At 61.7% G+C, this 17,704-nt stretch carries 24 protein-coding genes; all 24 read right to left on the minus strand.

The genetic code is table 11. The annotated features are described in order from the left end of the window. Positions 1-123 precede the first annotated feature (123 nt). Positions 124-1,212 carry a hypothetical protein gene (locus tag KP814_RS06385; RefSeq protein ID WP_216735973.1) on the minus strand — a complete coding sequence of 363 codons (1,089 nt, stop codon included), beginning with the start codon at positions 1,210-1,212 and terminating at the stop codon, positions 124-126. Beyond that, positions 1,188-1,901: a hypothetical protein gene (locus tag KP814_RS06390; protein WP_216735974.1), complete on the minus strand. Its 714-nt coding sequence runs from the start codon at positions 1,899-1,901 to the stop codon at positions 1,188-1,190. The genes KP814_RS06385 and KP814_RS06390 overlap by 25 nt, the downstream gene beginning before the upstream one ends. Further along, entirely contained in the window at positions 1,898-2,419 is a 522-nt protein-coding gene (locus KP814_RS06395) for a DNA-binding protein (protein WP_216735975.1), read from the minus strand. The genes KP814_RS06390 and KP814_RS06395 overlap by 4 nt, the downstream gene beginning before the upstream one ends. Then, a complete protein-coding gene (locus KP814_RS06400; protein WP_216735976.1) occupies positions 2,416-3,315 on the minus strand; it encodes a hypothetical protein in 900 nt (299 codons plus the stop codon). Before KP814_RS06400 ends, KP814_RS06395 begins: the two co-directional genes overlap by 4 nt. Further along, positions 3,312-3,668: a phage tail assembly chaperone gene (locus tag KP814_RS06405; protein ID WP_216735977.1), complete on the minus strand. Its 357-nt coding sequence runs from the start codon at positions 3,666-3,668 to the stop codon at positions 3,312-3,314. Before KP814_RS06405 ends, KP814_RS06400 begins: the two co-directional genes overlap by 4 nt. Positions 3,669-3,681: 13 nt before the next feature. Beyond that, a complete protein-coding gene (locus KP814_RS06410) occupies positions 3,682-5,682 on the minus strand; it encodes a phage tail protein (RefSeq protein ID WP_216735978.1) in 2,001 nt (666 codons plus the stop codon). Positions 5,683-5,695: 13 nt separating this feature from the next. Next, a complete protein-coding gene (locus KP814_RS06415; protein ID WP_216735979.1) occupies positions 5,696-6,292 on the minus strand; it encodes a phage tail protein in 597 nt (198 codons plus the stop codon). Then, complete coding sequence (locus tag KP814_RS06420) at positions 6,289-7,458, minus strand: baseplate J/gp47 family protein (RefSeq protein ID WP_216735980.1); 1,170 nt, start codon at positions 7,456-7,458, stop codon at positions 6,289-6,291. The genes KP814_RS06415 and KP814_RS06420 overlap by 4 nt, the downstream gene beginning before the upstream one ends. Then, a complete protein-coding gene (locus KP814_RS06425) occupies positions 7,455-7,772 on the minus strand; it encodes a DUF2590 family protein (RefSeq protein ID WP_216735981.1) in 318 nt (105 codons plus the stop codon). The genes KP814_RS06420 and KP814_RS06425 overlap by 4 nt, the downstream gene beginning before the upstream one ends. 2 nt (positions 7,773-7,774) lie before the next feature. Continuing rightward, positions 7,775-9,799: a phage tail tape measure protein gene (locus tag KP814_RS06430; protein ID WP_216735982.1), complete on the minus strand. Its 2,025-nt coding sequence runs from the start codon at positions 9,797-9,799 to the stop codon at positions 7,775-7,777. Positions 9,800-9,806: 7 nt separating this feature from the next. Next, positions 9,807-9,986: a hypothetical protein gene (locus tag KP814_RS33350; RefSeq protein ID WP_371824041.1), complete on the minus strand. Its 180-nt coding sequence runs from the start codon at positions 9,984-9,986 to the stop codon at positions 9,807-9,809. Beyond that, positions 9,983-10,261: a putative phage tail assembly chaperone gene (locus KP814_RS06435; RefSeq protein ID WP_216735983.1), complete on the minus strand. Its 279-nt coding sequence runs from the start codon at positions 10,259-10,261 to the stop codon at positions 9,983-9,985. Before KP814_RS06435 ends, KP814_RS33350 begins: the two co-directional genes overlap by 4 nt. Beyond that, on the minus strand, positions 10,251-10,457 hold the full coding sequence (locus KP814_RS06440) for a phage holin (protein WP_216735984.1): 207 nt from the start codon (positions 10,455-10,457) through the stop codon (positions 10,251-10,253). Before KP814_RS06440 ends, KP814_RS06435 begins: the two co-directional genes overlap by 11 nt. A gap of 1 nt (position 10,458) precedes the next feature. Further along, positions 10,459-10,938 carry a hypothetical protein gene (locus tag KP814_RS06445; protein WP_216735985.1) on the minus strand — a complete coding sequence of 160 codons (480 nt, stop codon included), beginning with the start codon at positions 10,936-10,938 and terminating at the stop codon, positions 10,459-10,461. Continuing rightward, positions 10,935-11,522: a hypothetical protein gene (locus tag KP814_RS06450; protein WP_216735986.1), complete on the minus strand. Its 588-nt coding sequence runs from the start codon at positions 11,520-11,522 to the stop codon at positions 10,935-10,937. The genes KP814_RS06445 and KP814_RS06450 overlap by 4 nt, the downstream gene beginning before the upstream one ends. Then, on the minus strand, positions 11,519-11,755 hold the full coding sequence (locus KP814_RS06455; protein ID WP_216735987.1) for a TraR/DksA C4-type zinc finger protein: 237 nt from the start codon (positions 11,753-11,755) through the stop codon (positions 11,519-11,521). Before KP814_RS06455 ends, KP814_RS06450 begins: the two co-directional genes overlap by 4 nt. Before the next feature lie 3 nt (positions 11,756-11,758). Then, positions 11,759-12,214 carry a DUF2597 family protein gene (locus tag KP814_RS06460; protein ID WP_216735988.1) on the minus strand — a complete coding sequence of 152 codons (456 nt, stop codon included), beginning with the start codon at positions 12,212-12,214 and terminating at the stop codon, positions 11,759-11,761. An 18-nt stretch (positions 12,215-12,232) separates the two neighbouring features. Continuing rightward, a complete protein-coding gene (locus KP814_RS06465) occupies positions 12,233-13,336 on the minus strand; it encodes a DUF2586 domain-containing protein (protein ID WP_216735989.1) in 1,104 nt (367 codons plus the stop codon). 2 nt (positions 13,337-13,338) lie between these two features. After that, complete coding sequence (locus KP814_RS06470; RefSeq protein WP_253938210.1) at positions 13,339-13,992, minus strand: phage virion morphogenesis protein; 654 nt, start codon at positions 13,990-13,992, stop codon at positions 13,339-13,341. Beyond that, on the minus strand, positions 13,976-14,464 hold the full coding sequence (locus KP814_RS06475) for a phage tail protein (protein ID WP_216735991.1): 489 nt from the start codon (positions 14,462-14,464) through the stop codon (positions 13,976-13,978). Before KP814_RS06475 ends, KP814_RS06470 begins: the two co-directional genes overlap by 17 nt. After that, positions 14,464-14,928 (minus strand): head completion/stabilization protein, encoded by a 465-nt coding sequence (locus tag KP814_RS06480; protein WP_216735992.1) that lies wholly within the window; start codon positions 14,926-14,928, stop codon positions 14,464-14,466. The genes KP814_RS06475 and KP814_RS06480 overlap by 1 nt, the downstream gene beginning before the upstream one ends. Positions 14,929-15,025: 97 nt before the next feature. Beyond that, complete coding sequence (gene gpM / locus KP814_RS06485) at positions 15,026-15,727, minus strand: phage terminase small subunit (RefSeq protein WP_216735993.1); 702 nt, start codon at positions 15,725-15,727, stop codon at positions 15,026-15,028. Between the two features lie 4 nt (positions 15,728-15,731). Then, positions 15,732-16,769, minus strand: a complete 1,038-nt coding sequence (locus KP814_RS06490; protein ID WP_216735994.1) for a phage major capsid protein, P2 family — start codon at positions 16,767-16,769, stop codon at positions 15,732-15,734. 25 nt (positions 16,770-16,794) lie between these two features. Further along, entirely contained in the window at positions 16,795-17,610 is an 816-nt protein-coding gene (locus KP814_RS06495; protein WP_216735995.1) for a GPO family capsid scaffolding protein, read from the minus strand. Between the last annotated feature and the right edge of the window lie 94 nt (positions 17,611-17,704).

Genomic DNA, 17,704 nt, shown 5'->3' on the forward strand with positions numbered 1-17,704 from the left:
CTTGTTATTTTGTATCAGTCATGATGTCCAATTTGTGGCGAAAGCAGTTCTTCTCTATTTTGCACAGAGTAAAATGTTAGCACATGCACCAATACCTGCTTTGGGTATAGGTAATATTTGAGCCTACCGCATTATCCCTATAATTTGACTTTTCAAAGTGCCTGCCCGGCTTGCTTGGCCGCTATGGCTCCCACTACTTGATGGCGTCCCGCTTCCTCCTCCGTGGGTGTGGCTCGCCGTCGTAGCCGCCAACTCCTGAACCACTCCGATTAGATCCGCAATCACCTGCAACACATCCACTCCACCGCCGCCCATGGCGATTGCTGGCGCTTGGATGGTTACGGCGGCGCTGGCTTTTAATTCGATGACTTGCGCCTGAATCTGCCTGGCTGCGCTGGCGATGTCGGTATGGCTTCCCTGAACGTTTATGGTTTTGTTGGCGCTGGTTTGTGTGTCGTTGCCGCTGATCGTCACGGAGCGCGAGCCGCCCACGGTGGCGCTGTCGTCGCCTTGGATCGACGCTTGCCGGTTTCGTGCGACGGCCTGGTTAAGATCGGCGGCGGTGGTCAGGTTCAGGTTATCCGCCGCCGATAAATTGGCGTGCCCGCCGCTCAGCAGCTTTAACGCTCCCAAGGCTTCTACCGTCTTCACGCCGCCGACATATTCCGCGCCATGTTCGCTGACCTCGGTCAGGCTGTCCTGGTAACGTTCTTGATTGTCCTGGGCGTCCACGCGCCGACGGGCGCTTTTATCGGTTATGTCTCCGGGCGTTTCGCGCAACCAGTCGCCTTTGGCGCTCACGCGCTGGCGTACCGCTTCGGATTGCTGCCACACCAGGTCACCGGGTTGGATACCTGGCGCGCCTAAGCCCTGTCCCAATACCGTGCGGATAAAGGGCTGATCCGGTAAGCCATAGGCGAACGCCACCTCTACGATGGTCCCCGGTTCCGGGAAACCGAACTGGCCGCGCTCGATGCCGCCATAAGACGCCGGCAATGGCACGCAACGATAAAGGGGAAGTTCCGGATCTTCCTCACCCTGGGGCGTCAGCACGCGAACGTCTACGGCGTAGCGAGGGCGGAAGCGGTCGCAGAGTTCCGGCTTTTGCAGTGGGTCGCTGATCGCCACCACCTTGGCCAGGCGCGGCAAATGTAAATTCCCGCTCAGTTCTGGAAACATCCGCAATACTATCTTTTTAATCTCTTCGTCCACGGCGCAGCGCTCCAGGTTAGATTCATGTGATTGTCGGCCAGGCTTACCTGGGTGACGTAATGGGTTTGGTTCAGCCAAACGCCAGGGCGGAGTTTTGGTGTTGCCGGCAGGCGGGCGCGGTTGGCCACGCCGAAGCCGTTTAATAAGTGGGTCGGGATCTCCACGGGCCGGGTCGCCCAGTAGCTATGAGCCCACCCGCCAACATAAACCGCGCCGTCGCCTTGCTGTTGCCAGATCAGTTGCGGGATGTCGTACACCTCCGCCAAGGCGTCCATGCAGTGATAACCGCCGCCCCATGAATAAAACGCCGGCGCTTTGGTGTTCGCGTAAGACTCCGGCGGCGTCACAAAAATTAGCCCGGTGTCCTGACTGATCGCCGCCAGGGTCTCGTTTAAGGTCACGTGTCGCAGATTAAGCGCTAAGCGTCGGTTTAACGTAGCGGTTAGCTCCCGACAAAATACCCGCTGTTGCTGGTTATCCAGGGGCGTGCAGCTTTCCACGTAACCAATAAAAAACCGCTGCAAGGCGCTGGGGTCATAGCCCATCGCGAACTGGACCACGCCGGACAAGGGGGCGTCCGCCTGCACGGTAAACACCGCCCGCCCAGGACTGAACAACGCCAGGCGCACGTCTTCAGACACCAATTTAAGCGGCGTTCCGCCCACGCTCAGGGATTTATGCAGCTTCATGCCAGCGCCTTGTCTACCTTACTCAGGAACGTTTCAAAGCCGGTCAGGGTTTCCCCTTCGGCGGGCGCGTCTTCCTGGACGGCGATAGTTTCCCCGGTGGCCTGTTGCACCTCCGTCTGGCTCAGGTCGCGGCGCTGTTCGGTCTTCTCCGCCACGCTCAGGTATTCCGCCAGGGTAAAACTGACGCGCCAAGCCTGGCTGGGGGACAGATCCTTGCACACGAACGCTCCCGTGAATTGCACCTGGCGCACGTTCATCGCTCGCGCGGTATCTTCGACAATGTCGTAAACGCGTAGCTTGCCGGCGCCGTCCTCCGCTTCCGCCACTTTCACCAGGTCGGTTAAGTCGCCCGCGTGCTTCTTCAGGATCAGCAGGGACACGGTCAGCGTTTTCGGCTTGATGCCCTTGTTAGCGCGATCCGTGCCGCTGGTCTGGCCGCCCAGGTCCTCCGTCTCGATGCGCAGATTGCCCGTCACCGTTAATTCGGTCCCGGGGACGGTAAAATCGTTGAGTCTCATAATCCGAAAGTCTCTTTTAAAAAGGTCAGCTGGCCCGCGTTGGCAACAAACAACGCCCCCGCCGTCAGCACGTATTCATGCCCGGGCGCGCCTGCTTGTAACTGCGCCGCCACGGCTGACGCATCGCCCTGGGCGTAAAGCGCAAAACCCGTCTGGCCGTTCAGCTGGCCTTTTAATTCGTTGTAGTGGCTTTGCAGTTCTTTTAAGCGTTGGCGCTTTTGTTCAATGACGGCTTGCAGCTCGGCCATTGGGCTTGGCGTTTCCGCCGCATAGCCTTGCGCCGTGGCCAGCTGCGCCCCGACCGCGCGCCCATGCTGCGCCAGGCGCGGGATCTGCACGCCGTCGCGTGCCGTCCAGGGCGGCGTCAGGGGCGCATCCGGTAGCAACCACTTTTCCTGCTCCAGGGTGGCCAGCTGCGCTGCCCGCCGCTGCGCCAGTTGCAGCTCCGGCGCGGGGAATACCGCGTTGAAAGCCGCCAGGCGTTCGGCGAAGCCCGCCAGATCCCGCGCCACGATCAACACGGCCACCGCGTCCAGCTGGCCCCGGGGCCGGCCCGTGTCCTGGGCGTCAGTCAGTTTGGCCGCCAGGCGCGCCGCCGCATTGGGCGCGGACAAGTAGCGATATAAGCCGCTCCCGTCGCCCACGCCTTCCTGAAACGGATGCACACACAACACACGGCCTTCATAACGCATTAACGCCTGGTAGGCCTCCCGCGCCGCTGCGGCCTCGCTGGCCTGCGTCGCCAGGGGATTTGGAGAGTACGCGAGCGATAGCCCATTAATCCGCGTGCTGGCTTCTGCCAGGGACGCGTCCGCGCCGGCCAGGATCGGCGCCGCCAGGGCGACGGCTTGCGCCTCGGTATTTGACGCGCTGAACGCGGTCAGTCGCCAACTCATACCGCCTCGGGCCGAAGGTTCGGCGCGCTGGGTCGGGGTCCATTCGGAAAATCCGCTTGCTGGGGATAGTCGCGCAGGGCGCAGCGATACGCCCGCCAGCGTTGCGCTTGGCCGTCGCTGTCCAGGTCCTCCACTTTGAATAATTCAATGTCCGCGCGCTTCAACTCCAGGTCGCGCCAGGCGCGTTCCGCGCGCTGCTTGTCATCCAGCGCCGCCGCGCTACGGTCAAACGGGCTCAGCGTCGCGGCGCCGGCTTCCACCTCCGCCAGGATCTTCGCTTTAAAGTGCGCCGGGTACGTGGTGCAGTCACACACAAACTCACCGTATTGGTTTTCTAGATAGCGTTTCGTCATCGTGTCTTATTCCTTAATAGCGCGCGTCCAAAATGGCTCTGCCTTGCCTGATCGCCGTGTGTCCGCTGCCGTTGGGTTGCAGGGTGATATAACAGTTTTTATCGGTGACCCCTTCCGCTCTGGCAAAAATGCCGCCCGTGCAAGACAGGTCCAACAGACTGACCGCCGGCGGCACGCGCATGGTCGGATACCACAGGCTACCCACCGTGAAGCGCTCTTCATCGGTGGTCCATCCTTGCAAGTAGGGAATCGTCACCGCGCGGTAATAGCGTTGGCATTGCGCCAGGGCTTCATGCAATGAAATCGGTTCAAATTCGCTGGACGTTTCGCCCAGCTCCAGCTGCATCGCATGCAGGCGCAGCTGGTTGTTGACCTTGGCCGCAAATCCATAATGGGTGTCGTCCTCGATATGCACGGACACGCTAATCCCGACGCCGGTTCTCTCCGTGCTTAAGTGGTGGTCCGCAAACTCAAAGGCGACCTCCACCTCTTGAAAGGGAAAGGTAGCGCCGCCAGTGACGGCCAGGGCCTTCCAGCCCAGCAGCAGGCTGGTGTCGTGGTTATGCACCGCCACGCCCAGTTTGCCGGTGTAATTGGCGCAGAAGCGCACTTTAAACACCGCTTTGATGTTGCTGGATTTGCCCAGACGGGTGATCGGCTGCAAGGTGGACGCCTCAATGAACTGCACCACGCTCACCAGCGAATTACGGGTGGACGCGGCGGTACAGGTCAACGCCATGCCGAGCTTGTTGTCCAGCAAGTGTGCGTTCAGCTCGCCGTTGAATTTATTGGCGCGATGCAGCCGCCAGCCATCGGCCAGATAGGTTAAGTGGCCGGGACTGACCACGGCGGGGCCGGTTTGCCACACGGAAAAATAGGGATTGATCAGCAAGTTTTTGCGCCCGGAAATCAGCGTCGTGAATTGCTCCTTGCGCAGGTAATTCGGATGCGGGTCCGCCTGGGCCATATGCGCGCCCATAAAGCCCTGCACCACTTGCGCCGCGACCTGTTTCCCTTTGTCCGTGTCCAGGTATTGCGCATGCGGATCGGCGTCCGCTGTGTGCGCCGCCAAGGCCGACTTGGCCACCTCGCCGGCGACGCTACGCCCCTGGCCATCGGTCAGGTATTGCGGATGTGGGTCAGAGTTGGCCTTATGCGCTTTCAGGGCGTCCTTGATCGCGGCGACCGCCAGCGGACGGAGATCTGTAATAACGCCATCTATGGCGATATCCGCCAGCTTCGCCACATAGTGACGCACGCCGTTGGCGTCGGGGCCGCCTTCGGCCTGCTCTGCGACAATCACCTGCAAGCGTGCCTCTACGCCGCTCACGTCGCCCACCAGGGCCGCGTCCACCCAAATACTGGCGGGCCGCGCGGTGACCGTGACGGCTAAGGGCTCGGTCAGCTCGATGCGCACGCCGCCCACATAGCCGACTCCGGGCTGCAATGCGAAGCGCCCACCCGCGCGCACCACTTTAAACCCGTCTTGAATGAAGGTGGCGGCGCCGTAAAAATCCTGATTGCTCAGGCGCTCGCGCTCATCGATGCCCAACAGACGCGCGGTGAAATCAATCTGCCAGGTGTCGGCGCTCACTGTTATGTCCGTCAGCGACTGCGCGCCGTTGAACTCCAGCATAAAGTTGCGGGTGATCGCGTTGCCGGTGACGCCGCCCTGGGTTTTGCGTTTCTGTTGCAGGGGCACATGGGCGATGGCCACCACCGTATTGTCGTCAGTAGTGGACACCAGACCGATCCAGTTAAACGCAAAGTCGCCCTGGGTGCTGTCCAAAATGAGCGAGTACACCACCAGGTTAGGATTGACGTAGCCCACTTGGGTGACGCCGCCGCTAAACACCTGGTGGCTGGCGTCGGGTAAACCTTCGTTACGGTCAATAGGCGCGACGGGGTCCAGTCCCGGCACGTTGGCCAGTACAAAACCGTCGATAGTCAGCGGCGCGCCCGCCGCTTGTTTCTGGGCGATCAGCCGTTCCCCGGCGAGGGTGATCACAGGCATGGTAAAAACTCCTTTAAAGTCGTGCGACTAACTGTTGTGAATCGTGGTTAGGCTCCGCCAGGCGTAAGGACAGGCGGAGACTATTCGGCAAGATCGCCGTCAGGGTTTGCTGGTCCCAGTCAAATTCCCCCACGCGCACGTCGAACGTAACCGGGGTAATCAAGGCGAACTCATAGCGGCGACAGGTGCGCCCGTACATTTGCAGGATGATGCGCAATAGCTCCGGGTTGTCGCTCAGCTGGTTATCGGACAGACGCAAGATGATCACGTCCCAATCCCGCCCCGGGGCGCGTTCTTCGATCTCCACATAGCCCACCCCCAAACGCAGCATGATGCGCTTGAAGCCAGCCACGCTGCCGGCGTCCACCGCATTGGCGTAGGCGTACTTCACCCGCAGCCGGTAGAGGCGTTCCGGCTCGCCAGCAAAGCGCGCGATATTGCGTTGCCAGGCCAGCAGATTGAGCACGCCCAGGGCGCAGGTTTCCGCGTCGATCTGACGCAGCGGCCAGCGCAACCAGTGTTCGACGCGCTCCCAGTAACGACGGGCGGCGCGGGCCAGCTTGGCCAGCTGCTCCCCGCCGAGCCAAAACGGCAATTTAATTTCGATCATGGCAAGGTCACCGTTAGCGACTTCAGCCGGGGAATATCCATCCGGCTGGTGATATCGCCAGTTTTAAAATCAATGGACGCCAGCGCCGGAAACGTCGTGTGTAACTCCTGCGCCAGGCGGCTGAAGGAAAACCGGCTAAACGGAAAGGTCCGCGTGGGTTGGTAGTCCTGGTTCTCCCGAAACGCCGCCCGGATAAACTGCGTCACCGATTGCCTTAACTGCTCCCGCGCGTCCGCATCCAGGGCGCTGTCCGCCCATAGATCGGCGCTGACGTCGTGCTGGGTTTCCGGCATGGCGAACACCTGCAGGTCATCGCCGTGTCCGTGGTTGCCCTCGTCGGATATCCGCGCCTGGATGCGCGCCAAAAAGGGCGCGTCCGGGGTTCCGGTTTCAAACAAGATAAAGGCGTTGGCTGTCCCGGGACCGCGCGGCGCCTCATGCTCAAAAAACACGTTGTCCACGCTGACGCCGTCGAAACTGGCGATAATCGCCGTATACACTGCGTCGGTGTGCCATTGGTTCACCGCGCTGAACTGGTTGCGCACTCGTAGACGTAACGCGTCGTCGGTTTCCCGATCCGCGCCAGGCTGCAACAGCCAGTTGTCCAGGTTGGTGACGGTCACCCCGGGGATGGGGCTCGGCGTCACCGCGTAATAACCCGCCGCCAGGTTGTAACCGCTGCCGGTGTCCGCCGCTTCCACCTCCACCAGCAAGTGGGCTTCGCCGTCTCTAAAGCGCTGCGCCCGGGTGGTCTGTAATCGGTAAATGCGCCCGTTAATGCTGGCGCTCTGTATCCAGGTTCCCGCCGCGATTTCCAGTTCTCCGGAGAGATCGCCCCGGGTGAACTGCACACGTCCGCGCGCCTTGGCCGCCTGCTTGCGCTCCACCGCCACGCCCCAGGCCAGAAGATCCAGGGCGGAGCCGCTGGCCGTCTTCACAAACATTTGCGGCAGCACGCCGGTTATCAGCAGATCCACCAGCCATAGCACGGGCTTGGTCACCAGCGCCGACACGATGCGCCACCAGGGCGAATACTCGCTGTTGTTGCTGAACGCCACGCCCTGGGCGGCGACTTCGTTTTCCCAGACGGTTTTTAGTTCCGCCTCGGTGGTCGGAATGCCGGCCTCTTTGACCAGGCGCGCAAAGTCCGCGTGGTGATCGTTCATAGGTAAAACTCGATGTGTCCGTATTTCAGGGTTTTGGCGGTGATATACACCGTTTCCGGGTCCGTGCGCGTGACCTTCGCCGTGCCCGGTTTGATGCGTGCGTCGTTCTCCACCCGGGTTTCGATGCGGCTCAGGTTCAACGCCACTTTTTCCGGGTTGCGTTCGCCGATCAGCTCCACCAGCAGGCCGCTGTCGCGGATCATGTGTTTGATATCCTGGGCGATGGAGGCGCGCCCGCTGATCTCCTGCGGCACGCCGATAGCGTCCAGGCTGATATCGTTGTTAACGATGTGCAGGTCTATAAAGTCCGCCATAGTCACCCCGCCGCCATGCTCAGTTCATCCGCCAGCATGAAGCCGTTTACCGGCCCGTTGGCGTTCACCTCCAGTTTCTCCACCGTCACGCCCCGGTTGGTCGTGGTGTTGGCGTTACTGACTTGCTGCAGAAATCCCCCGGGGGGTGTCTGGTTCACCCGGCCTTCGTCCAGCGCCGGCGCAAAGCGCTGGATGCTTTCCCGCTCCTGGCGCACTTTTTCCGATAGCTGGATCTCGCCGCCATCGCCGAGGTCGATCCCGGGAATGGCGTTGATTTTGTCTATCAACCAATCCACCCCGGCGCCGATCACGGCGAACGGGTCCAGCTGCGCCAGCCAGTCGGAAAACTGCGCCCACCAGTCGGGGATCTTTCCAAAGGAATCAATCACCCAACCCGCCAGATCCGCCGCCGCCAGCAGCGGGGCGAATACCGCGCTTAAAAAGGCGTTGTCCTCGATCAGGCTGCGTAAGCCGGTCCACTTTTCCACGATCCAGCCCAGGGCGGCGGACGCCGCCGCGCTAACCTCGTCCCAATAGATCACCAGGGCGGCCAGCGCTGCGATCAGCGCCACCACACCCAACACGATCCAGATAATAGGGTTGGCCAGCAGCGCGGTGGAAAACGCCCAGGTCGCCGCCGCGCCGGTCAGCAAGGCCGCCCGCATGGCGGTAAACGCGCCCGCCGCCAGATAGGTTCCGATCTGCAACAGGAACAGCGCCGCGCGCCCGGCGCTGACCGCCAGGGACCAGGCGCGCATGGCTCCCGCTCCCAGCAAAAGCACCGCGTGCCAGCCCGCCAGGACCAGCTGGGCGACGCCGGCGACCAGGGCGAAGGCGGAGGCCGCCGCCACTAAACCGATCACGGTTAAGGTGGCGATCGCTACCAGGCGGGTGAGGTTCGGAAACAAGCGGGTCCAGCGCGTCAGGGTGTCCGCGCCGGCGGTCAACCGATCTAACAGCGGTTGCAGCAAAGGCAGGAACGCCCGCCCCAGGCTGACCTTGACCGCATTCACGCCCGCCGCCCAGCGCTGCCAGGGATCTATCATGGCCTCGGCCATGGTTCGCGCTTTGTCCATGCCGGTCTGCGCTCCCAGCTGGTCGATGGCGCCCGCCAGCCCCTGGGTGTTCTGCATCAGCAGCTTGACCAGGCCGACCGCTTCCGTGGAGCCAAAGGCCTGTTTCAATAGATCCGCTTTGGCCACCGTGTCGATGTCGCCAAACTTGCCTTGAATGCGGGTCAGGATCTCCACCATCGGTAGCAAGCGGCCTTCGCTATCCGTGAACGCCAGGCCCAGGGCTTTCTGGGCGTTGCCGACGCCGGCTAAGAACGCCTTGTATTTGGTGCCGGCTTCGGTCCCGCTCATGGTCGCCTGCAGCGACCCCAACACCGCCATTTGCTCCGCCAGGGTCACGCCCTGGCTTTGCGCTTCCGCGCCCAGGTTGCCAAAGGCCGCCGCCATCTCCGCGCCGGTGGTTTTAAACATCTGCACCGCGCTGGCGGTCTGGCCGGCCAGACGTTGCACCCATTGCGCCTTGCCCATCTGCTCCGCCGTGCGCTGAAACACGCCATACATGGTGCCCATGTAATTCGTGATTGTGGCGCTGTCGGATTTGGTGGCCTTGGCCAGCACGCCGCCGGCCTCGGTAAACGCGGCCAGCTCGCGACCGCTTAGCCCGGCGATGGCGCTTTGAATGTCATAGCTGGAGCGCACGAAATTGTCGGCGGCTTCGCCGTAGCGGATGGAAAAGCGCAAGGCGGTTTCCTCCAACGTGCGCAAGGCCTCGTTGGCCACGCCCAGGCTTTTGACTTCCCCCAACGCGCGATCCATCTCGATGGCCGGCCCCAGCATGCTCTCCAGGGCGACGCCCGCGCCCAGCAAACCCGTAGCGCCGGCGGCCATCTGCACAAAGCCCCGCGTGGCGTGCTGCGTGAGCTTGTCCAGGCTGTGCTGGATCTTTCCGGCGACGCCGCTCGCCCGGTCGATCAGCGACACGCTGAACATTAGCTTTTCGAGTTTGTTGCTCATTCAGTCGTTACCCTTTTAAGGCTTTGGCGATGCCGTTAGCGACGGCGATTTCGTGTTTACTCCAGTAATCACGCTCTAAAAATAACGCCAGTCCCAGGGCGTCCTCGTTGGGCTCCTGCGCGGACAGCCACTTGGCGGCGTAGGCGCGTAACTGGTCGTAGCCGTTGGCGGCGATCTGGTCCGCTATGCGCTGCGCTTTTTTGCCACGATGCCCAGATCCGGGGTGTACTCCTCCAGCACCGCGCCGGCCAGCTGCACCTCCGCGCCAGGTGTTTCTCTGATTAGTTTCACCAGGGCGTCGCGCTGCTCCTGGGCCACGGTCCCGACCAAAAAGTTATGGCTGGGGGCGACCTTGTTCGTGGGCGTCACCGCGTTGACGTACTTGTTGTAAGCCTCGCGCGTCACCTGAAAGCTAAAGTCCTGGTCCAGTACGGTGAGGTCGATCATCTGTTTAGTGGTCATGGTTTTCCCTTTGGTTTTCTAATGCCCGTTTGCGGGCGAGTTCTAAATGCTTTTGCTTGTAACACCAGTTCATCACGAAGGTGGCCACGCCAATCAGCAGGCCGCCGAGCGCCACCCACTGATTGAACGTCAGGCCGGCCACGGTGGTGATCGCCGAGGCCGCATAGTTGGTTACGACGGCTGACTTTTCCGGCACCTTAACCACCTCGCTTAGCCTTAACCGCTTTGACGATCAGAGGGGTGACGTTCTTCACCGCTCGCTCGCCAAATAAAAAGCCCAGCACCAGCACGTTGATGGTGATCAGCGCGGTTTGTTGCTGTTCGTTCAGAGTCCAGGCGCTAAACCACATCCAGTCCAGATACAGGGTGACGAAGCCCCACACCGGGCGCTGACAGCCCCGCAGAAACAACATCAGCGGCCCGAGGATCGGCAGGCGCAACAAGTCTTTGGCGCTGCCTTCCAGTTCTTTGATACGCTCGGTTAACTGCTTTTCCGCCGCCTGGCGCGCTTGCTCCGCCTGGCGTTTTTTCTCCAGTTCCAGGTTTTGCAGCGCCAGCTGCACATTGGCCCGCTGCGCTTCGCTCATGTCCGGCGGAAAGTAATCTTTGACGACCTGGTAAGCTCTGTCCGCCAGGCCGCCGGTCACCACGTCCACCACTTTGCTTAACAGGCTCATCGGTTCACCTCGTCCAACAGGGTGTATGTAAAACGATTGCCGTATAGCCCTGCCGCCTTGCGACATAAGGCCATCAGCACATCAAAGTCGGCGCTGTCCGCAATGACCTGACAGCCCGCGCTCCAGCGGTCCACCTGTTGACTGCTCCCCTGAAGCGTGGCGCGGTGGCAATTAATGCCGAATAGCCCCGTTTCGGTTTCTCCCTGGGCGTCCAGCTGGGCGTTGCGGTTCTTGTCCCGAAACACGGTAATCGGCCCGCGCTGCACTAACGCTTCGTATTTGCCTTGATGTTTGCCCAGCGCCCACACGCCAGCGTATTGGCCGGGTGCGACAATGGCGGTCCCTTTTTCGTTCGCCAGGTGTTCGCGCCAATAAACGCCCGGGTCAGTGGTCGCCGGAAAACTAAAGCAGTGGGTTTGCCCCTGGATCTGAAACGCCACACACAGCAAATCGTTAAAGGTGTTGGCGTGGCGATCCTGGGCGCGCACGCCCACCAGGTTCAGGTTGTAATCGCCGCTTTCAAAAAAACGGTGGCCTTGGTTGCGCACCGCCGCGCGCAGTTGTTCATAGTTGATAGCCATCATCCGCGCCCCCTTTGGCGTATTTGCCGTTGCGCATGTTGGTAGTAGTCTTCGCATTCCACACAGCGGGTGACGCCACCGAGCTGCTGCCGTAGCGGCGGAATGGCGTCCTCGCAGTCGATGCAATATGCGCGGCTGGGTTGGCCCAGGGTGGAGCCGGCCAGCTGCCTGGCTAACGCTTGAGCGTTAAGCTTTTCTTGCAGTTCGGCGGCCTGGTCTAAGATGTCTCGCGCCATGACTTACACCAGCTTTTCCGTTTCCGATGCGTCCACGTAGGGCACGCCGTTGATGCGCACAAAATCCGGGTCCGTCACGTCGTAAGCCAGTTTGTGGGTCAGCTGCTCGCCGCCGCTGGCTTTGGCGTTCAAGAGATCCGAAATTCTTAACTTGCAGCCGAACGCTTCTATGCGCAGTTCCCCGCCGCTGGTGGCGCCGTTAAACACCTGGTCGAAGGGCTCCAGGGCGCGGAAGCTGCCGGCGGCCTTGGCCGCGTCTAAAATGGTTTGCAGGTTGGTGGTGTCCACCGTGATATCGCCCGAGGCGCCGACTTCGCCGTCTACGTATCCGTTAGGAATGCCGCGCGTTTTGGTCACCGCCGTGGCGTCCTCAATGCTTAAAGTGACTTCCTCCACATGCACCAGCATGTCGCCGATCATCACGTCTATGTCTTTGCCGGAGAGGCGCTTTTGACTCATGGTTGTTCCTCCGTGTCCTTAGTGGGACAGATCCAAAATGATGTTGGCGGTAATGTCCTTCGGGCAGTTGTACGGCTGTACTTTCAAGTACACCTCCACCCGGGTTTTGGTTGGCCACACGATTTCGATGCTGTCGTCCTTGGGGCTTTTGATCTCCCCGGGAAAATGTTCGCCCGCAAAAACGACGCTTTTGCTCATCTCGCGCAGCGGACGCATGAAATAGGTTTTGTTGGCGGCGATGCTCACGGGCGTGGAATTCAGCGAGCGGTTCGCCACCCGGGCGATGGCCAGAATACGAATGGCGCGCGCGGCCTTGTCCACGACGCGCAGGTTTTCAATCACCTGGTAGTCGCCCGCCGGCACGTCCAACAGGTTGCAGTCGCCCCAGTACGTCCCCGGGTAATCCGGGTAACGCTGCACGCAGGACAGGCGGTTGGCGTCCAGGGTCGCCAGGGKGGCGTCCGGCAACTCCACGCCGTCGCGATCCACGGGGGCGTCCCCCAGGCCCAACACGGAGCCTGTGGCGACGCGCATCGGGCTATCGGCGATACTCACCGCCCGGTTACACAAGCGCCCCACCAGCACGCCTAAGTCGTTGCCGTGCAGTTGGGGAATCACCGCCACCCGGGGACAGGCCGCGCCGTGGGTGATCGCCGCCTGGGCCGCCTCGTAATCGCTCCAGCTTTGCGTTTCAGAGTCCACGCCGGCGCTGGCGGTCAGTACAATGACGCGCCGGCCGATGGTGGTGCGGATCAATTCCGCCTTGGTCTGCATCGCCTCGATGGCGGCGGCGTCCGCCGCCGGCGAACACAAGGCCACCAGTTCCGGCGATACGGTCAACATGGCCTGCTCCAGGGCGGTTTCCCAGGGATCGCCGCTGTTAATCGGCGCCGCGTAGGCTTGCCAGTTTTCGCCGCCATTGGCCTTGGCCGCCGCGACGTTGGTTTTTAGGGCGCTGTCGTCCGCGCCCAGGATCTCGTCCAGGTTGCTTTGGGTGTTTAGCGATAGCACCCGCCCCAGGTTCTTAGCGCCTACGCCGATAAACAGCGCCTTGCGCTCCACCTCGGGAAAGTTCCCTTGCGAGAGGTTCAAGTTATTGATGGTGACCTTGCCTTGCGCCATGGTTAACCCTTCGTTGCCTGCTTGAATGTCTGTTCAAAAATGCGATCAATGAACGCGTCGATGTCGTGCTGCGTCGCCCCTAAAAAGCTGCGCGCCGGTAGGGGAATCAACCAGCGCCCCTGGCGCGGTTTATCGGTCAGCGCGCGCAGCACGGCGCCGGCCTGGCCGAAAGTCAGGTTCTGCGTGACCCACTTCAGCGTGGGCCGTTTGCGTCCGCGTCCCTGGCCGCGCGGGATGGTGAATCCGGCTTCGCGCAACTGCCTGGCCTGGCCCCGGGTCGCCGGGGCGGCGTAGTCGGGTTGGCCGTGGCGCTGTTGCATGCGGGCGCGGGTCATCACTTCCGTGACGCCCTCTTGCTGCGCTCGCGCGATGCGTCCGACCAGGGTGTTTTTAAAGGTGATCGTCACCCGGTCCGCGCCTGGGAACACCGCCAGGCGTTTGCTAAGGCCGCGCAGCATTTTTTTATTGCCCTGTTTGCGCGCCTCCCAGGGTTTACCGTCCAGGCCGGTCTGGCTGCGCAGGCGCTTGCGTGACTGGGTCCGCACCTGGCGCCCGATCTGTCCCAGAATGCGCTTACGCTTGGCCGCCGGCAGTTTCAAAAGGGCCAGCTGGCGCTTTAATTTCAGGTGGCCGCCGACCTCAAGCTTTACGGACATAAGGCGCATCCGTGGGCAAAGCTTTATCGTCGCCGACGCCGACCGCGTCCGGCTCGTACACCGGGACGGTTTCCACCCGCCAGCGTGCGCCGCCAAACTGGATCGCGCCGGCGGCGTCCGCGACCAGGTCGAGGTTTTCGTAAAAGCCGATGCGAATTTCTATGTCGGCGGTATCGTCGCCGTTCACGTCCACATCAATATCGGGATGACCCAGGCCGTCACGGTCCCGCTCGGGGTCGTGGTCCATGAGCCAGGTCACCACATGGGCGATCAGCAGTTGCGGCGGGCCGCTGTAACGCTCCACCACCAGCACCGCGTCATATTTCAGCCGGCACACGCGCACCCCAGCGCCCAGGCGTTTGTCCGCCGCCTCCAGGGTTCCGTTTTCCATCCAGCTGTCCCACTGTTCCGCCGGCGCCAGCTCCTGGGCCAGCAGAAAGCGGGTCAGGTCGCGCAGCTTCGCCAACGCCATTACAGCAACTCCGCCGTGATACCCGTGGCCGCCCCCAGCAGACGCCGCAGCGCGCGCACGCTGTCGCTTAGCAAATGCTGCTCGGTCTCGTCCGACTCTTTCGCCAGGTTCTCCGCCTGCGCCCGCCGGTTCATGGTGGCGAAGGCGTTCAGCAGCGACGCTTTGGCGCGGCAGGACACGGCGCGCAGGTAGTACAGGACCAGTACGTTGTGACCGTCCAGCTGCTCCGCGCCGACCGCATCCAAGGTTTTAAAGCCGCCGCCGAGCCATTCCGCCTTACGCATCGCCAGGCTGAAATTAATGTCCAGCATGGCCTGGCGCATATGGGCCGCGACCATGTCCCCGTGGTACTCCGCCGGGATGCGGTAAACCCGTTGGAACTCCGCCAGGGACAGGTCCGGGAAAAAGCCGTCATTGGTCAGCGTCGCCTCTAAAACGGCGTTGCTTTTACCGCTGAAACTCATGGTCGCAGCCTCCGAATAAGAAGGCGGCGCGCACTGGGTTTAGCTGACGCGGCGCGAAGCCGGCAGCGCCCCCAGGCGCCCGCCTGGGTGGGTAGACTTAGGCCAGTCCGAGCTTGGCCTGTAGTTTGGCGAGGCGGGTTTTGCATCCCGCCGCCGGGTTGGCCGCCTGCGCCTGCTCGAAGTAGGTCAGCGCCGCGTTCAGGTCGCCGTTTTGCTCCGCATTCAGACCGCACTGGCGGTACAGCTTGCCGGCGACAATGTCGTTCGCCGTGGGCCAGGTCTGCGCGGTTAAACGCGCCGCCGCGTCGTCCAGGTAAGGGCTGGCGCTGTCGCCGGCCTTGAACTGACGCTCCGCCCAGTCGTGGACCTCTTCCAGCACGTAGGTCGGCAAATCCCGTTTAAAGTGGCCAGGCATGCATTGCTGTTGCTCGATGGCGAGCCCTGCCCAACTTAGGGCGCTTTCGATGTCGCCCACGTCGAACAGCCAGATGACGCAAAACACCAATACTTCGTTGGGGTAGCGCTGGCCGCTGTCGCGGTAGGCCTGCAAAAAGTCCATGAACTGAGGCAGCACGCGCGCCTTTAACGCAACCTTGTCCGGGATGCCGTCCAGCTCCGCCAGCTGTTCGCGGCATTGCGTCAGCGCCGCCAGCGCCACCTGGTAATCGCCCCGCACCCGGGGCGACAGAGCGCTATAGGTGGCAGACGAATTGCGCGCTACCTCCGCCGCCGTTATAGCGTCGCTGGCGGCCTGCCTGGCGAGGCGGCGCTGTTTGTGTTGAACGGTCAGCAGCGGCATGGCGTTATGCCCAAGCGCCGGAACCGTCGGGCAACTTCACGTTGGCGAACTCAAAGCCGGCGGCCTTGGTTTCGTCCTCGATCACATAGCCCTCGTTCAGACTGTTGAAGTCTTCCACGCGGTTACGTTTCGGGTTGTCGATCACCTGGCGGCGTAAACTGTCGGCCTGGTAGTAAAGGCTCAGGTTATCCAGGCTGGTGACCAGCAGGCCCCGGGCCGGGAAAAAGGGCGCGGTGATCGCCGGCAAACCACCATAGGTGCGGATAATCGCTTGGTTCTCCAGGCGCTCTTTTTCCGTTGGCTTGTGACCTTGCGCCGCGTACAGCTGCGCCTTGTCCTCCGCCAGCAGATCCCGCCCCATGATCACCACCAGGTCGCCGCCGTCGCGATGCAGTTCGTCCACCATCTGTAAGCAGGCGTGAACGGCTGCGTCCAGGTTGGCGAAGTCGCCGCCCTCGCCAATGCGGATCTGGCCGGCGGTCGCGCCTTCGACGAACCACTGCGAACCGGATTTAAATTCCCGTAGTTGCTGCAACCAGCCTTTGTTCACATCCTCGCCGTTGGGGTGGTCGCCAGGCTTAGTGGCGGGCAAGGCGCAACTGGTGCCCAGCCAGCCCACACGGAGCTTGGAAAGACTGATTGCCTTGCGCACCCATCCGCCGTAACGGGCTTGGAAGTCGGGAAACTTGGCCCAGGAATCAATGGTTTTGTATTTAATGTGAGTGTCGTATTCCACCGGGTGCAGCTCATAGCCTTTACTGCCCAGGGCCAGCACGTCGCTGGTCTGGCGGTCGGCGCTGTCGGTGTCGGTGCGCTTGGGCACAAAGCCCGTCACGCTGCCGATGACTTTTTCCCCTTTCAGTTCGTCCACCGCCACCACGTTGATCAGCTGCAAAAACTCCGAACTTTCGGTGATTTTGTCCTGCAACTCCTGGGCGATAGTGGGCTCTACGTTGAACTGCTCCGCGACGGAGCCCACGCCATAGGTGGCCGCCATGGCGGCGCACATATCGTTGAATAATTTTTTCGTTTTAAAGTTCATTCGGTCCGCTCGTAGGTGGTTAGAGTTACAGCACGCGCGGCGCGGCGTCGCCGACGCCTTCCGGGGTCGTGGTGCCGGGCGCTTCTTCCAGCGCGGCGCTGAACTCGGCTTTTAAACTGTCGTGCGCGGTCTTCAGGTCGGCGAACTCGGCTTTGATCTCCGCCAGGGCTTGCGCCAGGTCCGGGGCTTCAGTTTCTTTCGGGGCTGGTTCGTCTTTGGCGTTTAGCTTGTCCGTCAGGCTGGCGAAGCCGTCCGCCAGAGCGCTGTTAAGCTGGTTGAATTGGTCTTCCGTCATGGCGTGCTCTTGCTCGTTGGGGTCGTGGCTGGGTTCCGTGCGCGCAAACTTGCCCATGAGCCGGGAAAACAGGCTGGTCGGGTTATCCACGCGCAGCGGCGCTAATTCAATCGGGGCGGTAAACAGGTTGTCCGGGTGTTGCGCCCGGGCGTTAAAGCGAAGCTCTGACGTGCCCAGGCTGGCGGGTGAATCAGTCACCGCCAGGCCTGCGAGGTAGGCTTTACCGGTCCCGGCGAAATTCGGCTGGATCTCGATAGAGGTAAACAGCTTTTGTCCGCTGGTGTTCATCAAAATCAGTTGGTCCGAGGGGGCGATTCTGGCGAACAAACACTCCCGGCCTTTGTCGTCCTGTTCGTGCTTCACGTCCACCACCTGGCCCAGGTTTCCAAAAATGCGGATGTGCTCGTACCAGATGTTCGCCGTGTATTCGGCGGGGTCGTAGTTGGCGGCTATGTCGATGATGTCCTGGGCGGCGATGTTGCGCCCGTCAATCGTGGGTCCACTGGTGGCCACTTTGACAAAATCGGTATGCAGGGTGCGGGGCATGGGTTCGGGTCCGTCAGTCGTTGCGATGACGCCAAGATAGGCCTTCCCACCAAGTCCGGCAAAGGCTTTGAATACGCGCTTTTCCTTGTCGTTT

The sequence above is a fragment of the Hahella sp. HN01 genome, from assembly GCF_018986435.1.
GTDB lineage: Bacteria > Pseudomonadota > Gammaproteobacteria > Pseudomonadales > Oleiphilaceae > Hahella.